The sequence below is a fragment of the Streptomyces sp. NBC_00433 genome (assembly GCA_036015235.1).
GTDB lineage: Bacteria > Actinomycetota > Actinomycetes > Streptomycetales > Streptomycetaceae > Actinacidiphila.
The window spans coordinates 8,156,640-8,172,850 of record CP107926.1 but is presented as its reverse complement, the minus strand read 5'-3'; the positions used below and the strand labels follow the sequence as shown (position 1 = coordinate 8,172,850).

Genomic DNA, 16,211 nt, shown 5'->3' with positions numbered 1-16,211 from the left:
CTCGGGTCGCGGCCCGCTCGTCAAGAAGTAAATCATCGGAATGATCACTCCGTGAGACGCCGCCACCCCGGCACGGTGACGAACCGGCCGGGGTGACGGGGGTGTTGCGGGAGTATTGCCGCGTACGTTCGATCAGGCGAGCGAGGCGATGGCCTGGTTGAATGTCGCCGAGGGGCGCATCACGGCGGCCGCCTTGGCAGGGTCCGGCCGGTAGTAACCGCCGATGTCCACGGGCTCTCCCTGGACAGCGATCAATTCGGTAACGATGGCGTCCTGCTGCTCGGCGAGGTTCTTGGCGAGTCCGCCGAAGGCCGCCGCGAGCTCCGCGTCGTCGGTCTGCGCCGCCAGCTCCTGCGCCCAGTAGAGCGCGAGGTAGAAGTGGCTGCCGCGGTTGTCGATGCCGCCGAGGCGACGGCTGGGAGAGCGGTCCTCGTTGAGGAAGGTGCCGGTGGCGCGGTCCAGGGTGTCGGCGAGGACCTGCGCCCGCGCGTTGCCGGTGGAGGTGGCCAGGTGCTCGAAGCTGGCGGCCAGCGCGAAGAACTCGCCGAGGCTGTCCCAGCGCAGGTAGTTCTCCTTGACCAGCTGCTGCACGTGCTTGGGCGCCGAGCCGCCCGCGCCGGTCTCGAACAGGCCGCCGCCGTTGATCAGCGGGACCACCGAGAGCATCTTGGCGCTGGTGCCCAGCTCCAGGATCGGGAAGAGGTCGGTCAGGTAGTCGCGCAGCACGTTGCCGGTGACCGAGATGGTGTCCTCGCCGCGGCGGATACGCTCCAGCGAGAAGGCGGTCGCGGCCTGCGGCGTCATGATCTCGATCTGCAGCCCGTCGGTGTCGTGCTCGGGCAGGTACTGTGCGACCTTGGCGATCAGGTTGGCGTCGTGCGCGCGGCTCTCGTCGAGCCAGAAGACGGCCGGGCTGCCGGTGGCGCGGGCGCGGGTGACGGCGAGCTTGACCCAGTCGCGGATCGGCACGTCCTTGGTCTGGCACATCCGGAAGACGTCGCCGGCGCTGACGACCTGCTCGAGCACCGCCTCGCCGTCGGCGCCGACCACGCGGACGGTGCCGGTGACGGGGATCTCGAAGGTCTTGTCGTGGCTGCCGTACTCCTCGGCGGCCTTCGCCATCAGGCCGACGTTGGGCACCGAGCCCATGGTGGCCGGGTCGAAGGCGCCGTGCGCGCGGCAGTCGTCGATGACGACCTGGTAGACGCCGGAGTAGCTGCTGTCCGGGATCACCGCGAGGGTGTCGGCCTCCTGGCCGTCGGGGCCCCACATGTGGCCCGAGGTGCGGATCATGGCCGGCATCGAGGCGTCCACGATGACGTCGCTGGGCACGTGCAGGTTGGTGATGCCGCGGTCGGAGTCGACCATGGCCAGCGCCGGGCCGTCGGCCAGCTCCGCCTCGAAGGACGCGGCGATCGCGGCGCCGTCGGGCAGCGACTCCAGGCCCTTGAGGATGCCGCCGAGGCCGTCGTTCGGGGTCAGGCCCGCGGCGGCGAGCGCGGCGCCGTGCTCGGCGAAGGTCCTGGGGAAGAAGGCGCGGACGACGTGGCCGAAGATGATCGGGTCGGAGACCTTCATCATGGTGGCCTTGAGGTGCACCGAGAACAGCACGCCCTCCGCCTTGGCCCTGGCGACCTGGGCGGTGAGGAACTCGCGCAGCGCGGCGACGCGCATCACCGACGCGTCGACGACCTCGCCGGCCAGCACCGGCACCGACTCGCGCAGCACGGTGGTGGAGCCGTCGTCGCCGGCCAGCTCGATGCGCAGGGTGCCGTCGGCGGCGACGACCGCGGACTTCTCGGTGCTCCTGAAGTCGTCGGCGCCCATGGTCGCCACGTTGGTCTTCGACTCCGGCGTCCAGGCGCCCATGCGGTGCGGGTGGGCCCTGGCGTAGTTCTTCACCGAGGCGGGGGCGCGGCGGTCGGAGTTGCCCTCGCGGAGCACCGGGTTGACGGCGCTGCCCTTGATCTTGTCGTAGCGGGCGCGGACGTCGCGGTCCTGGTCGGTCTTCGGGTCGTCCGGGTAGTCGGGCAGCGCGTAGCCCTGCTGCTGCAGCTCGGCGACGGCGGCCTTGAGTTGCGGGATCGACGCCGACACGTTCGGCAGCTTGATGATGTTCGCGCCCGGCGTGCCGGCCAGCCGGCCCAGCTCGGCCAGCGCGTCGTCGATCCGCTGCCCCTCCTCCAGGTACTCCGGGAAGTGGGCGATGATCCGGCCCGCCAGCGAGATGTCACGGCTCTCGACCGTGACGCCGGCGGTCGAGGCGTAGGCCTCGATCACCGGCAGGAACGAATACGTCGCCAGGGCCGGCGCCTCGTCGGTGTGCGTATAGATGATGGTCGAGTCAGCCACCGGTTACTCCGCTCCAGTTTCCAGCATTGTCAAACATTGCTTGATATCAAGATATCCCGTGCCCGTCGCGACCTCGACTACGGGGCACGCACGCCGGGTCCGGCGGACGGCCTAACCCCGCGCGCCGGGGGCGGTGGGCCGTGTTTCGGTGGAGCAATCACGTACCGGAACGGTGCAGAACCACCGACAAGCCACAGCCGGCCCTGAGGGCCGGCGGGAAGCGGTAGCCATGGCGACACGTGTACGCGGCTCGGGGCTGATCGGGGAGATGGCGGCGGAATTCGCCGGCACCATGATCCTGATCCTGATCGGTGTCGGCGTGGTGGCCCAGGTGGTCGCCGGCGGCGACCTGACAGACCCCAAAGGCGGTCTCGGCGACCACGACTCCATCTCCTGGGCCTGGGGTCTGGGTGTGACGCTGGGCGTCTACGTGGCGGCCCGGCTCTCCGGCGCCCACCTCAACCCGGCGGTGACGCTGACCCTGGCGGTCTTCAGGGGCTTCTCGTGGAAGAAGGTCGCGCCCTACTGGGTCGCCCAGTTCCTCGGCGCCTTCGTCGCCGCGCTGATCGTGCGGTGGAACTACACCGAGATCCTGGGCCACGCCGACCCGGGGCACACCATCAAGACGCAGACGGTCTTCGCCACGCTGCCGGGCAACGGCTCGCTGACCGCGGGCGTGCACGAGTGGGGCGCCTTCCGCGACCAGGTGATCGGCACCGCGATCCTGCTGATGCTGGTCCTGGCGGTCACCGACGTGCTCAACACCCCTCCGGGCGCCAACCTCGGCGCCTTCATCGTCGGCCTGATCGTCGTCGCGATCGGCATGGCCTACGGTGCCAACGCCGGCTACGCGATCAACCCGGCCCGTGACCTCGGGCCGCGGCTGGCCAGCTACATCACCGGTTACCGCACGGCCTGGCGGGACCAATGGGGCAATCTGTACTTCTGGGTGCCGATCGCGGGACCGCTGATCGGCGGTGTGCTCGGCGGCACGATCTACAAGCTCTTCGTCGGCCACTTCCTGCCCACCGCGGAGCCCGAGCCGGCCGGCCGGGTGCCGAGGTCCAAGCCGGAGCCGGAGGTCTGACGCGGCGCGGCGGAGCTCTCACGTACCACCAGGCTGGTGGACAGCTCCACCCGCAGGACGTCGGGGGTCTGGCCCTGGACGAGTTGGAGCAGCATGTCGGCAGCCGCGGCGCCCATTTCGGCGAGCGGCTGCCGCACTGTCGTCAGCGGCGGCGGTGACCAGCGGGCCTGCGGAAGGTCGTCGAAGCCGACGACGCTCAGGTCGTCGGGCACCCGCAGGCCGGACTGCCTGGCGGCCTCGTAGACGCCCAGCGCCATCTGGTCGCTGGAGGCGAAGACCGCGGTCGGCGGCTGCGGGCCGCCGAGCAGCTCGGAGCCCAGGGCGAAGCCGGACTCGTGCGAGAAGTCGCCGACCCGGACCAGGTCGTCCTCCAGCTCGATGCCGGCCGACTCCAGGGCCGAGCGGTAGCCGTCCAGGCGGGCCCGGCTGCACAGCAGCGCGGGCGGCCCGGTGATCATGCCGATCCTGCGGTGCCCGAGCGAGAGCAGGTGCAGCACCGCGCTGCGGCCGCCGGCCCAGTTGGTGGCGCCGATGGTCGGGATGTCGAAGGTGGGCACCCCCGCCGGGTCGATGACCACCAGCGGCATGCCGAGCCGCCGCAATTCCGCGTTCAACTGCGGGGCGGGTTCGGAGGTGACGAGGATCGCGCCGTCGGAATTGCGGGACCGCACCCCGACCAGCCACTGCCGGGCGGAGGCCGCATGGTGGTGCACGGCGGAGACCACCGCGCCGACCCCCGCGGTGTGGGCGACCTTCTCCACGCCGCGCAGGATCTCCACCGCCCAGGGGCTGTCGAGGTCGTTGAACACCAGGTCGATGAGGTTGGCGCGGCTCGCGGCGCCGGTAGCCCTGCGCCGGTAGCCGTGCTCGGCCAGCAGGTCCTCGACCCGGCGGCGGGTCGCCGCCGCCACGTCGCTGCGGCCGTTGAGGACCCGGGAGACCGTGGGCAGCGACACCCCGGCCTCGCGGGCGATGTCGGCGATCGTGACCCGGCCCGCGCTGTCTGACGCCACCGGTGCCTCCTGTCGCAGTGGGCTACCAGCATAGGCAGCGCCCCCGCCCCGCGGAAAAGACGGCACCCCTTTCGGGAGCCCTTTCCGGGGCTCCGCGCCAGGAGGGTTGACGGGGCCCGCCGGCGCTTCTAACGTACTCGAAACTTCCGGACCGATTACGCAACTTTCGAACACCGATCGTCCGCACCGGAGCCCCGACGCCCAGAGCTCCCGGCACCGGTGCGGTACCACCCAGTGAGGGGCGGCAGTGACCGACGGCAGGGACGGGCGGCACGCGCGGCGGGAACCCGCCACCGGGCCGAAGCGCGGGTCGGCCGCCGTGGACCCCGGCGCCCCACCGCGGGGGCCCGTGGCGGACCGCGGCGGCCCGCGGCCCGGCCGCCCCGGCCCGCCGGAGAGCCACCGCGGCGGCTCGCCCGAGGACACGCGCCGCTGATGACCGCCACGCGCACAATCCCGTCCTGCCCGGCTGCTTCCCCGACCCCTCGGTCTGCCGGGTGGGGCAGGACTACTACCTCGCCGGCTCGACCTTCGCCTACTTCCCCGGCATCCCGCTGCACCACAGCAGGGACCTGGCCGACTGGCGGCCGATCGGCCACGCCGTCGACCGCACGGGCCAGCTGGACCTCGGCGGGGTCAGGGCCGGCGGCGGGCTGTACGCGCCGACGCTGCGCCATGCCGCGGGACGCTTCCACCTGGTGTGCACGCTGGTCGACGGGCTCGGCGCGTCCGGCAACTTCCTGGTCTCCGCGGACGACCCGGCCGGCGACCGGTCCGACCCGGTGTGGCTGCCCGAGGCCCCCGGTTTCGACCCGTCGCTCTTCTTCGACGACGGCTCGGCCTATCTGCTCGGCGCCCGCGAGCTCCCCGGCACCGGGGGCCGAACCGAGGTCTGGATGCGCGGCTTCGACATGGCGACCGGCGCGCTGACCGGCCCCGACCAGGTGCTCTTCCGCGGCGCGCTGGTCGACGCCCGCTGGGCGGAGGGGCCGCACCTCTACCGGCACGACGGCTGGTATGTGCTGCTGCTCGCCGAAGGCGGCACCGAACACGAGCACGCCGTCACCGTGGCCCGCAGCCGGCAGGTCGAAGGGCCGTACGAGAACCACCCGGGCAACCCCGTCCTCACCCACCGCCACCTGGGCCTGGGCTACCCGGTGTCCGGCGTCGGGCACGCCGACCTGGTGCGGACGCCCGGCGGCGACTGGTACGCGCTGCTGCTGGCCTCCCGGATGTACGGCGGCCGCCACGCCAACCTGGGGCGCGAGACGCATCTGGCCCGGGTGGAATGGGAGCGGGCCCTGGCCGGTCTTCAACCCCGGCGAGGGGCGGCTCACCGAGCACACCGACGTCGCGCTGCCCGCGCACCCCTGGCCCCCGGCGGACCCGGTCGACCACTTCGACGCCGGCACGCTCGGCTCCCACTGGAATCTGCTGCGCGGCCCGGCGACCGAGGCCTACAGCCTGGCCGAGCGCCCCGGCCACCTGCGGCTGCGGCTGCTCCCGCGGACCCTGTCCGAGCAGAGCAGCCCCGCCTTCGTCGGGCGCCGCCAGCAGCACATCGACTTCGCCGCCGAGGCCGAGCTGGACTTCGCCCCGGGCGCCCCCGGCGAGGCCGCGGGCCTCGCGGTGCTCCAGTCCCCCGGCCACCACGTCACGCTGCTGCTGACCGCCGCGGAGGACGGCGGCACCGTGGTCCGGCTGACCGAGCGCAAGGCGGGCAGCGACACCGTACGGGGCGAACTCCCGGTCCGGCCGGGCCCGTTGCGGCTCGGGGTGCGGGCCAGGGGGCAGGACTACACCTTCTCGTGCAGCCAGTCCCCGGAGGGCTCCCGCGACCTCGGCACCGTCGACGGCCGCTTCCTGAGCAGCCAGGTCGCCGGCGGCTTCACCGGCGTCTGCCTGGGCCCGTACGCGACCGGCCCGGCGGGCGGCACCGGCCACGCCGACTACGACTGGTTCCGCTACGGCCCCGCCGCGAACTGACCGGCTCCTCCGGCGGAACGCGGCCGATACGCCCCACCGCCGGGGGTCGCCGGAGCCGACGGCCTCAGGACAGGCGGTTGACGGCGGCGGCGAAGAGCGCGGGGCAGCGGGCCGCCGCGGGCACGATGCGGCGGGCGGACCACGGGCGGCCGCGCAGCCACAGCAGCGAGGCGGTCAGCAGCCGGTAGTCGCGGGAGGCGCGCCGCCACGCCCGGTCGTAGTCCTGCGGGCGGCCGGCCAGCACGCAGCGCACCAGCTGCTCGGCCGAGGCCAGCGCCACCGCGATACCCTCGCCGGTCAGCGCGTCGACATAGCCGGCGGCGTCGCCGACCAGCAGCACCCGGCCCGCCGCCCGGGTGCGGACCCGCTGCCGCATCGGGCCCGCGCCGCGGGCGGGAGTCACGGCGTCGGCGGGCAGCCGCTCCAGCAGCCGGGGGAAGGCGGCCAGCTGGCGCGAGAAGGGCGCGCGGTCGCAGGTCAGCACCGCGACCCCGACCAGCCCCGGTCCCAGCGGGGTGACATACGCCTCGGCCCGGTCGGACCAGTGGACCTCGACGCAGTCCGACCAGGGGGCCATGGCGAAATGCCGGCGCAAGCCGTAGCGGGCCGGCCGGAGGTCGGGGCCCGCGCCGAGCCGCAGCCCGCGCCTGATCGGCGAGTGCAGGCCGTCGGCCGCGGCCAGATAGCGGGCGGTGATCCCCGCCGCGGTCACGCCGTCGCCGTCCTGGCTGACCCCGTCGACCCGCAACGGAAGCACGGGCACGCCCAGTTCGGCCGCGGCCGCGGCGAGCGCCGCGTGCAGTTCGGTACGCCGCACGCCCCGCCCCGGTCCCGCGCGGAAGCGGGCCTCGGCCCGGTGGCGCTCGTCGACGTAGGCGATGCCGTGCAGCGGGCGGCCCGCGACGCTCACGCCGAGCGCGGCCAGCGACCTGACCGCGGAAGGCATCAGGCCCTCGCCGCACGCCTTGTCGACCGGGCCGGGCCGCGGCTCCGCGACCACCACGTCGAGCCCGGCCCTGGCGGCGTGGATCGCGGTGGCGAGCCCCGCGGGACCGCCGCCCGCGACCAGCAGGTCGATCACGCGGCCGGCAGGCCGAGCGCGGCCTCCTCGCAGCGCATGCGCACCGCGAGCAGTCGCGTGTTGGCCGCCGTGAAGCACAGCGCGGTGATCCACGCCCCGTGCACCAGCGGCAGCGCGGCGCCCTCCACCACCACCGCGAGGTAGTTGGGGTGCCGCATGAAGCGGTACGGCCCGCGGTCCACCAGCGGCAGTCCGGGCACCACGATCACCCGGGTGTTCCAGCGCGGCCCCAGCACCACGATGCACCACCAGCGCAGCCCCTGCGCGGCCACCACGAGCACCAGCATCGTCCAGCCGAGCAGCGGGACGAACGGCCGCCCACCGTAGTGGACTTCGGCCAGGCACCCGGCCAGCAGCCCGGTGTGCAGCAGCACCATCACCGGGTAGTGCCCGCCGCCGTGTTCGGTGCCGCCGCGGGCGAAGCTCCATTCCGCGTTGCGGCGGGCGGTGTTCAGCTCGATCAGCCGCTCGAAGGCGACCAGCAGGACGAGCAGCGTGTAATGCGGCATCAGAAGGCACCTACCAGCGCAGGAGGACGAGTTCGGAACAGAAGCCGGGTCCCATCGCCATCAGCAGTCCGGGGCTGCCCGGCAGCGGGCGGTCGCCGGCCAGGACGTCGCCGAGGATGTGCAGCACCGAGGCGGACGAGAGGTTGCCGACCTCGGCGAGCGAGCGCCACGTCGCCTCCAGCGCCCTGGCCGGCAGCCCGAGGGTCTCCCTGACCGCTTCGAGCACCTTCGGGCCGCCCGGGTGCACCACCCAGCCGGCCACGTCGTGCGCCTTGAGGTCGTGGTCGGCCAGGAAGTCCCGCACCTCTGACCCGAGATGGCTCCTGACCAGGTCGGGCAGGTCGCTGCCCAGCACGATACGGAAGCCGTTGTCGCCGATGGCCCAGCCCAGCAGGTGCTCGGTGTCCGGATACAGCCGGCTGCGGGTCGCCACCACCTCCGGCCCCGCGGCCGCCCGGTCCCGGCCGACCGCCACGACCGCGGCGGCGCCGTCGCCGAACAGCGAGCCGGCCACGACGTTGGCGGTCGAGGTGTCGTCGCGCTGCAAGGTCAGCGAGCACAGCTCCACCGACAGCAGGACGGCGACGCCCTGCGGGCGGGCCTCCAGGTAGTCGTGCAGCCGCGCCAGGCCCGCGGCGCCGGCCACGCACCCCAGGCCGAACACCGGAACGCGCTTCACGTCGGGCCGCAGCCCGAGCCGTCCCGCGATCCTCGCCTCGATCGACGGCGCGGCGATGCCGGTCACCGAGGTGGAGATCACGAGGTCCACCTCGTCGGGGCGGATTCCCGCGGCCTGCAGGGCGCCGCGGATCGCCTGCTCGCCCAACTCCTGGGCGGCCTCGATGAAGCAGTCGTTGGCCTCGCCGAAGCCGCGCAGTGTCGCGTACCGCTCCAGGGGCAGGGCGAGCCGTCGCGTCCGCACGGCGGAGGCGGCGTGCACCCTTTCCAGCACCCCGCGCGCCACCGGGGCCGTTGCCGTCCCCAGGCCCGCGAGTGCTTCCGTGATCTCGTACTGCTCGTAGCGATACGGCGGAAGCACCGCATGCACGGCGCCGATTCGCGTCATTTCCGCATCATATGTACGACCCCGCACTGATCCGCTCGGCTCAGCCCGGTGTGTCGTCCCCACCACCCCCTGCGGGGTGCTGTTACGTCCCCACCCGCGGCCCGTCGGGGGCTGTGCGCGCAGTTCCCCGCGCCCCCGGAAAAACGCTCACCTCGCCCGCAGAAGGGCAAGCCCCTCCAGGGGCAACCGCCTGGGCGCAGGAGGACGCGGGCCCGAAGGGGCGCCTGGGCGAAGCGCTGGGAGAGAGCTGCGCGGCAAGCCACCCACACAGCGCAACCGTGGGGATGGCAACCCCGGGGGAAGGCCCGGGGAGCCTAGGGTGGGTGGGGTGGGGAGCGCGAGTGGGGTTGTGAAGGCGTGTCACCCCGAGCCGACGGCCGCGGTCACCGCGCTGGTGACGGCGTTGGCAGCGGCGTCGGGCCGCAGCGCCGAGGCCTGCGTCCTGATCGGCGCAGCCGTGTTGTGCGGGCAGTTGTCGGTGGGCTGGTGCAACGACCTCGTGGACGCGGCCCGCGACAGAGCGGCGGACCGCACGGACAAGCCGCTGGCCGCGGGCACCGCGGCGAGGCGCACGGTCGCCGCGGCGGCGGGCACCGCGCTGGCCGCGTGCGTCGTGCTCTCGCTGGCCGCCGGCCGCTGGGCCGGGGCGGCGCATCTGACGGGCGTGGCGGCGGCCTGGGCGTACAACCTCGGGGTGAAGCGCACGGCGGCGTCCTGGCTGCCGTACGCGCTCGCCTTCGGGCTGCTGCCGGCGTTCGTGACGCTGGGGCTGCCGGGGCGGCCGTGGCCGCCCGCCTGGGCGATGGCCGCGGGCGCCCTGCTCGGCGTGGGCGCCCACTTCACCAATGTGCTGCCGGACATCGACGCGGATCTGGCCGCGGGTGTACGCGGCCTGCCGCAGCGGCTCGGCCGGCGGCGTACCCGCGTACTGGCCCCGCTGCCGCTGCTCGCCGCGTCGGCGGTGCTGGTGCTGGGCCCGCCGGGGCCGGTCGGGCGGGCCGGCTGGGCGGCGCTGGCGGTGACCGCGGGGCTGGCGGCGGCGACGACCGCCGCGACCTCGCAGGGCGCCCGCACGGCCGGCCGGCTGCCCTTCCTGGCGACCCTCGCCATGGCCGTGACCGCCGTGGGCCTGCTGGTGCTGCACGGCGGCTCGCTGGTGTCAGCGTAGGTGGCGCCTGCGGTGCCGGTCGAAGAGGTCGATCGCCATCAGGGCGGTCGCGGCCGCGACCGTCACCAGCTGCGCCACGGCGACGACCTTCTTCTCGGTGTACCAGACCGGTTCGTACATGTCGGGCAGCGGTCCCAGCTTGCCCACGTCGATGTAGCGGTAGATGACGAGCAGCGCGAAGCCGCCCGCCGCGACCAGCCAGCCGAAGGCGTCGCCGAGGAAGCGGCGCCACACCAGGATGACCAGCGCGGCCAGTGCGGACAGTGCCGCCTCCACGCGGAAGAGGTCGCCCTGGCTGACGGTCGCCGTCACCGCGTCGTACTGCGGGGCGAGGTCGGCGTGCACATACGCGTCGACCGCGAGGCCCGCCGCGGCCAGCACTCGGACGGCCCAGACCACGATACGGATCCGCACCACGCCTCCTCAGCCGACGGTCAGGGTGCCCTTCATGAACGGGTGGATCGTGCAGATGTACGGGTAGGAGCCGGTCTTCGACGGCGCGGTGAAGGTCATCGTCCTGCCCGGCGCGATGTCGCCGGTGTCGAACGCCTTCGCACCGGTCGCGGTCACCGTGTGGGTGGTGGAGTCGCTGTTCGTGACGGTCACCACGGCGCCCGCCCTGACGGTGAGCGACGAGGGGTTGAAGGCGAAGTCCTTGATGTCGATCCGGTCGGCGCCGCCGCCGGCCGCGGGCGGGGACGCCGACGCGCTCGCGGTCGGGCCCGACCCGCCGGAGTCCGAGCTGGAGCAGCCGGTGAGCGCGAGCAGCACACCCACCGCGCTCAGCACACCCGCACGCCGCCGCACCGCACCACCCGCCATGGCCACCTCACCGCCCGTGGCGCCCCGGCCGGGCGCCTGAGGTCCACCTTCCGCCCCGCACGCGCGCGCCGCCCGCCGCAGCGGCCGCACGGGCGACGTTTTCACGCCAACGGCTGCGCTTCGACGGTCGGCGCGGGGCAGGACGGGGGCAGGCCTCAGAAGCCGTACGACTCCAGGACGTACGCGCATTCCGTGTAGATGTACCCGCTCTTGAACTGGTGCGTGTCGGCGATGGGCGTCGCGGAGTCGGCGTCGTCGATGGGCTTCTGCATGATGTACGACGTGCCGGTCGGCAGGTGCAGCGTCCTCTTCGCGTAGTGCTTGCCGGTGCCCTTGCAGGCCAGGGTCTGCGCCAGCGAGTCGCTGGAGTAGCGCGAGCACGCGCTGCAGCCCTTGAGGGTGAAGCTGCCGGTGACCGGTCCGGTGTAGAGGATCTCGACCGCGTCGGGGCTGTCGTTGGTGAAGGTCACGCTGATGGAGCCGCCGGAGCCGGTCGACGGGATCTTCTTGCCGGCCGCGGGCACCTTCGTGGCGATCTCCGCGGCGATGGCTATCTTGAGCGCGAGCGGGCGGTGCTTGTCGTGCGGGTATTTGCCGGTGAAGGTGTTCATCGTGGTGAGCGCGTCGTCGAAGTTCCCGCTCCGGTACTGCGACAGGCCGCAGTTGTACGTACCGGTCTGCACATAGCCGTCGACCCGCTGGGAGTCGGCCTTGAGCGCGTCGGTGACGCCCGCCTGGTCACCGGGCAGGGACGCGGCATTGGAGCCGAGGGTCCGCAGCCTGTCGGTGGTGCCGCACGGGTCGCTGCCGCCCAGGCCCTTCGCGGTGGCGTCGATGTTCGCCTTGATCGCCGGTTCGACCTTCGCGGCCTGCGGCGACTTCGGGAAGGTGGTGAGCAGCTCGCCGAGCTTGCCGCTGTCGGAGGCCGAGTCGGCCGCGGGCTGGGTCAGCTCGGTGACACCGCACTCGTACAGCGAGGTCGCGAGGCGGTCGTCGGGCCAGCCGGCCAGTGTGCCGAGCGCCTTGCGGTCGACGTGGTCGGGGACCGTCCGCAGGTATTTCAGCGGCTCTATCGCGTCGCAGAACTTCTTCTGGTCGTAAGGCGCGCCGACGGCCGTGTAGAAGGTCTGCAACCGGCTGGGCACCTGCTTGGCGGCCTTGGAGTCCGGGTGCCTGCTGTTCAGGTCCTGGTAGGAGCCGAGCGCGGAATTGTACTCGGGCCGGGCGCTCTCGAAGGGCTTGGCCTTCGCCGCCTGCACCAGCTGGTCGGCCTGGTCGAGCCGGTCGAGCAGCATCTGCTGGGTCGCGTCGTCCTTGGCGCCGTCGTAGTAGACGACCGCGCCCGCGGGCACCGCGAGCATGACCAGGCCCAGCAGCAGCGCGAGCGGCGCCTGCGGCGGGAAGGACAGCCGGGTGCGCAGGCCGCGCAGCGCCCCGTGCAGGGCGGTCAGGACCAGGAAGACCAGGTAGGTGACCAGCACCCCGCCGGACACGCCGTCGGGGTCGGCGGGCAGCGCGCTCACCAGGAAGACGCCGGTGCCTATCAGGGCCGCCGCGAAGCCGATCCAGCCGCGGGTCAGCAGATATCCGATGCCGAGTCCGCTGAGGTTGAAGACACCCACCGCGACCGCGCGCAGCGGGTCGGCGGGCTCGCGCGGGGCCGGCGGCGCCGCGGGCATCGGCGGCGGGCCGAAAGGCGGCGGCGGCGGATAGCCGCCGCCCGGAGGAGGAGGCGGCGGACCGAAGCCCCCGCCCGACGGTGGCGGCGGCGGACCGAAGCCCCCGCCTCCGTAGCCGCCGCTTCCGTCCTGCTGGCTCCAGCTCATGGAAAACCCCCCGCGATGTCGTTCCCCGCCCATGGACAAGCCCGCGAAGCGGCCCCGCCGCTCGCGCGAAGGCCCATTTATATCTGATGCGCGCGGGGGCCCGCCGGTTGCGTCCGAACGGACGAAGATGCGGCCCCGCGCGGCCGGGCGCAGGCTGGACGGGCGGGGTGAACGAGCGGTGCGTGGCCGCACCCTCCGGACACCGGGGAGCGATCATGGGCGACACCGAGGTACTGGTGGTGGGAGCGGGTCCCGTGGGGCTCACCGCGGCGCTCGAACTGCGCCGCCGCGGCGTCGCCTGCCGCATCGTGGACCGGCTCGACGAGCCGATGCCGTACGCCAAGGCCGTCGGCGTCCAGCCGCGCACCCTTGAGGTGTGGGACGCGATGGGCCTGGTGCGCGACGCCCTCGACGCGGCCGTGCCGATCTACGGGCAGCTCGGCTATGTCAACGGCGAGCCGGGACCGCGGATCGACCTGAAACTGCCGTCCGACGTGCCGTACGGCTTCGCCGCGCTGCCGCAGTACGCGACGGAGCAGCTGCTGACCGCGCACCTGGCCGCTTACGGCGGCCGGATCGAGCGCGGCACCGAACTGCTCGGCCTGGAACAGGACGCCGACGCGGTGAGCGCCACGCTCCGCACGGCCGACGGCACCGAGACCCTGCGGGCCCGCTACGTGGTCGGCTGCGACGGCGCGCACAGCCGCACCCGGCAGGCACTCGGGCTGGCCTTCGAGGGCGACGCCTTCCCCGAGGAGTACATGCTCGGCGACGTCGAGGTCGACTGGGACCTGCCGCCCGGCTACACGGTCCGCTCCGTCCACCAGGACGCCGAAGGCGCCACCGACGACCTGCTGGTCTGTGTCCCGCTGCCCGGACGGGGCCGCTACCGCATGTCCATGCTCGTCCCGCCGGAGCTGTCCACGGCGCCGCCCGCGGCGGGCGACCAGGTGGCGCACGGCCCCGAATCCGGGCGCGCACCCGAACTGCGGCACATCCAGGCCGCCCTCGACCGGCTCTCGCCCCGGCCGACCACCGCCAGGTCGCTGCGCTGGGCGTCGGTCTTCCGCATCAGCCACCGGCTCATCGACCGCTACCGCGTCGGCCGGGTCTTCCTCGCCGGCGACGCGGCCCACATCCACCCGCCGACCGGTGCCCAGGGCATGAACACCGGCATCCAGGACGCCTACAACCTGGCCTGGAAGCTGGCGCTCGCGACGCAGGGCGTCGCCGCGGACGGGCTGCTCGCCAGTTACCACGCCGAGAGGCGCCCCGTCGGCGAGGAGGTCGTCGCACGGACCGTACGGCATGCCCGCGGCGGCTTCGAGGCGGAGGTCATGCGCGAGGCGCAACTGCTGATCAGCTACCCGGACAGCCCCCTCGTCGACCCCGACCCCGGCGGCCCCGCGCCCCGCCCCGGCGACCGGGCGCCGGACTGCCGGGGGCTCACCGGGGACATCGCCGCGTATCCGGTACGGCTGTTCGACCTGCTGCGCAGCCCGCACCACACACTGCTGCTGTACGCCAGCGAGGCGGCGTCCGCCGCGGAGCTGCGGGCCTGCGCCACGGCGGCGCGGGCGGCGGCCCACGGGCGCCTCAACGTCTTCGCGGTCCTCGCGCCGGGCGCCTCCGGCGACGGCCTCGGTGTCCCCCGCGTCCGCGATCGGGACGGCGATTTCCGTCGCCGATACGCTGCGCGTACGCCTGAGGCCATCCTGATCCGCCCCGACGCCCACATCTCCCTCCGCCTCCACCCTCTTTCCCCGGGCCCTCTCACCCCCCACCTCACCCGCACCTTCTCCTGAAGCCCCAGGTCCCCTTTTGCCCCTCGCGGTGCGTCGCTTGCCTTGAGACCACCGTCGTGGCTGCTCGCGCAGTTCCCCGCGCCCCTGGAGGCGCGCCGCGCGGCGCAGAGGGCAACCCAAGGGGCGCGGGGAACTGCGCGCGCAACCCACCACCCGCCGGGGGTCCGGCACGAACCGAACAGGAAGCCGACGGCGGCGCGGCCGACTCGGGCCTGCCCGCCCACCGCGCGACGTCGCTGGCCGCGGCCTCCACCTGCCAGTACGGCAGCGTCAACCTGACGCCGGCCCAGCTCGGCGACAAGGTGCGCGCCTCGGACCCGGGCTACTCCGGCCCGTGGCCGCGGGTGGCGATCTGGCAGGGCGCCTCGAACTCCAGCGTCTACCCGGTCAACGGCACGGAGCTGCGCGACCAGTGGACGACCGTGTGGGGCATCGGGCAGACCGCGTCGTCCACCCAGACCCTGCCGGGCGGCACGGCGTACAGCTACACGGTGGCCGCCGTCGACTCCTCGGGCGCCGTGGGGGCCGCGTCGGCCGCGACCACCACCGGGTCGTCCGGCGGCGGCACCGGCCAGTGCTTCACCGCCGGCAACCACAACCAGGTCGCCGCGGGCCGCGCCCACCAGAGCGGCGGCTACACGTACGCGGACGGCTCCGACCAGACCATGGGGCTGTGGAATCTGTTCACCACCCACACCCTGAAGGAGACCGGCGCGGACTACTACGTGATCGCGGACGGCGGCTGCCGACGCGGGCCGCGCGGCCTTATGCCCTGCGGGCCAGCACGAGCCCGGCCCGCGGGCTGCCGTTCTCGCGGCGGCCGAAGCCGGGAAGCGGGCGCAGGCCCACGTCGAAGCCGGCCGCCGCGAGGTCGTCCCGCACCGCCGAATACGGGAAGGTGCGGTAGTACATGACGAAGGTCGGGCGCCACACCGCGTTGCGCAGCCGCATGGAGCCGTCGAAGCCCGCCATCGCCCAGTACCAGGGCGAGGTGATCGGCGGCGGCGCCCCGATCGGGAAGGCGAACAGGCCGCCGGGGCGCAGCGCCCGGTGCACCTGGGCGAACAGCCCGGGGCGCTCGGCGGGCAGGAAGTGGCCGAAGGCGCCGAAGCTCACCACCAGGTCGAAGGCCGCGGCGAAGGGCAGCGCGCGGGCGTCGGCCCTCACCCACTGCGGCCGCGGACCGCCGGTGGGGCCCGCAGCGGCGGCGGCCCTGGCCAGCATCCCGGCGCTGAAGTCGACGCCCGCCACCTGCTCGCGGCACAGCGGGGCCAGCGCCCGCAGGCCCGCGCCCGTACCGCAGCACAGGTCGAGTCCGGCGTCGAAGGGGCCGAGCGGTGCGAGGGCGGCGGCGGTCGCGTCGAGGAAGCGGTCGGGGGTGCGGAAGGGCGTGCGGTCGAACGCCGGGGCGAGCAGGTCGTAGCCGTGGTCGACGGACGACAGCGCCTGGACGGCGAGTTCGCGCAGAGTGGGCCCCTCGGGTGAGAACACCCGGT

General features: G+C 73.7%; 13 protein-coding genes and 1 pseudogene. 5 read left to right on the top strand and 9 right to left on the bottom strand.

Going from position 1 to position 16,211, the window contains the following annotated elements:
• Window positions 1–132: 132 nt before the first annotated feature.
• Window positions 133–2,352, bottom strand: coding sequence for an NADP-dependent isocitrate dehydrogenase (locus tag OG900_35300; protein ID WUH94896.1), 2,220 nt, complete (start codon window positions 2,350–2,352; stop codon window positions 133–135).
• 229 nt (window positions 2,353–2,581) lie between these two features.
• Here OG900_35300 and OG900_35295 point away from each other — a divergent pair, with 229 nt between their 5' ends.
• Entirely contained in the window at window positions 2,582–3,439 is an 858-nt protein-coding gene (locus tag OG900_35295) for an aquaporin family protein (GenBank protein ID WUH94895.1), read from the top strand.
• Here the strand turns inward: OG900_35295 and OG900_35290 are convergent.
• A complete protein-coding gene (locus tag OG900_35290; GenBank protein ID WUH94894.1) occupies window positions 3,349–4,452 on the bottom strand; it encodes a LacI family DNA-binding transcriptional regulator in 1,104 nt (367 codons plus the stop codon). The genes OG900_35295 and OG900_35290 overlap by 91 nt on opposite strands.
• A 1,017-nt stretch (window positions 4,453–5,469) precedes the next feature.
• On the opposite strand from OG900_35290, the gene OG900_35285 reads away from it, so the two are divergent.
• A complete protein-coding gene (locus tag OG900_35285; protein WUH94893.1) occupies window positions 5,470–6,438 on the top strand; it encodes a hypothetical protein in 969 nt (322 codons plus the stop codon).
• Window positions 6,439–6,502: 64 nt separating this feature from the next.
• On the opposite strand, the gene OG900_35280 is transcribed toward OG900_35285, so the two are convergent.
• From OG900_35280 to OG900_35270, 3 genes are read right to left on the bottom strand one after another with little or no spacing between them, the layout of a single operon-like run.
• The gene (locus tag OG900_35280; protein WUH94892.1) at window positions 6,503–7,519 is read right to left on the bottom strand and encodes an NAD(P)/FAD-dependent oxidoreductase; all 1,017 of its coding nucleotides are present in this window, start codon (window positions 7,517–7,519) and stop codon (window positions 6,503–6,505) included.
• Window positions 7,516–8,028, bottom strand: coding sequence for a hypothetical protein (locus OG900_35275; GenBank protein WUH94891.1), 513 nt, complete (start codon window positions 8,026–8,028; stop codon window positions 7,516–7,518). Before OG900_35275 ends, OG900_35280 begins: the two co-directional genes overlap by 4 nt.
• A gap of 10 nt (window positions 8,029–8,038) precedes the next feature.
• Window positions 8,039–9,094: a type III polyketide synthase gene (locus tag OG900_35270; GenBank protein WUH94890.1), complete on the bottom strand. Its 1,056-nt coding sequence runs from the start codon at window positions 9,092–9,094 to the stop codon at window positions 8,039–8,041.
• A 319-nt stretch (window positions 9,095–9,413) separates the two neighbouring features.
• On the opposite strand from OG900_35270, the gene OG900_35265 reads away from it, so the two are divergent.
• Entirely contained in the window at window positions 9,414–10,262 is an 849-nt protein-coding gene (locus tag OG900_35265) for a UbiA family prenyltransferase (protein ID WUH94889.1), read from the top strand.
• Here the strand turns inward: OG900_35265 and OG900_35260 are convergent.
• The 3 genes from OG900_35260 to OG900_35250 all read right to left on the bottom strand — a co-directional run bounded on the left by OG900_35260 (window position 10,254) and on the right by OG900_35250 (window position 12,910).
• The gene (locus OG900_35260) at window positions 10,254–10,676 is read right to left on the bottom strand and encodes a hypothetical protein (GenBank protein ID WUH94888.1); all 423 of its coding nucleotides are present in this window, start codon (window positions 10,674–10,676) and stop codon (window positions 10,254–10,256) included. The two genes, OG900_35265 and OG900_35260, sit on opposite strands and share 9 nt — an antisense overlap.
• A gap of 9 nt (window positions 10,677–10,685) precedes the next feature.
• A complete protein-coding gene (locus OG900_35255; GenBank protein WUH94887.1) occupies window positions 10,686–11,084 on the bottom strand; it encodes a cupredoxin domain-containing protein in 399 nt (132 codons plus the stop codon).
• Window positions 11,085–11,239: 155 nt separating this feature from the next.
• Window positions 11,240–12,910 carry a YybS family protein gene (locus tag OG900_35250; protein WUH94886.1) on the bottom strand — a complete coding sequence of 557 codons (1,671 nt, stop codon included), beginning with the start codon at window positions 12,908–12,910 and terminating at the stop codon, window positions 11,240–11,242.
• 215 nt (window positions 12,911–13,125) lie between these two features.
• Between OG900_35250 and OG900_35245 the strand changes: the two genes are divergently transcribed.
• Both OG900_35245 and OG900_35240 read left to right on the top strand, forming a co-directional pair.
• Complete coding sequence (locus OG900_35245; GenBank protein ID WUH94885.1) at window positions 13,126–14,715, top strand: FAD-dependent monooxygenase; 1,590 nt, start codon at window positions 13,126–13,128, stop codon at window positions 14,713–14,715.
• Between the two features lie 191 nt (window positions 14,716–14,906).
• Window positions 14,907–15,461, top strand: a pseudogene (locus OG900_35240) (feruloyl esterase).
• A gap of 19 nt (window positions 15,462–15,480) precedes the next feature.
• Here OG900_35240 and OG900_35235 read toward each other — a convergent pair.
• Window positions 15,481–16,206, bottom strand: coding sequence for a class I SAM-dependent methyltransferase (locus OG900_35235; protein WUH94884.1), 726 nt, complete (start codon window positions 16,204–16,206; stop codon window positions 15,481–15,483).
• Window positions 16,207–16,211 lie beyond the last annotated feature (5 nt).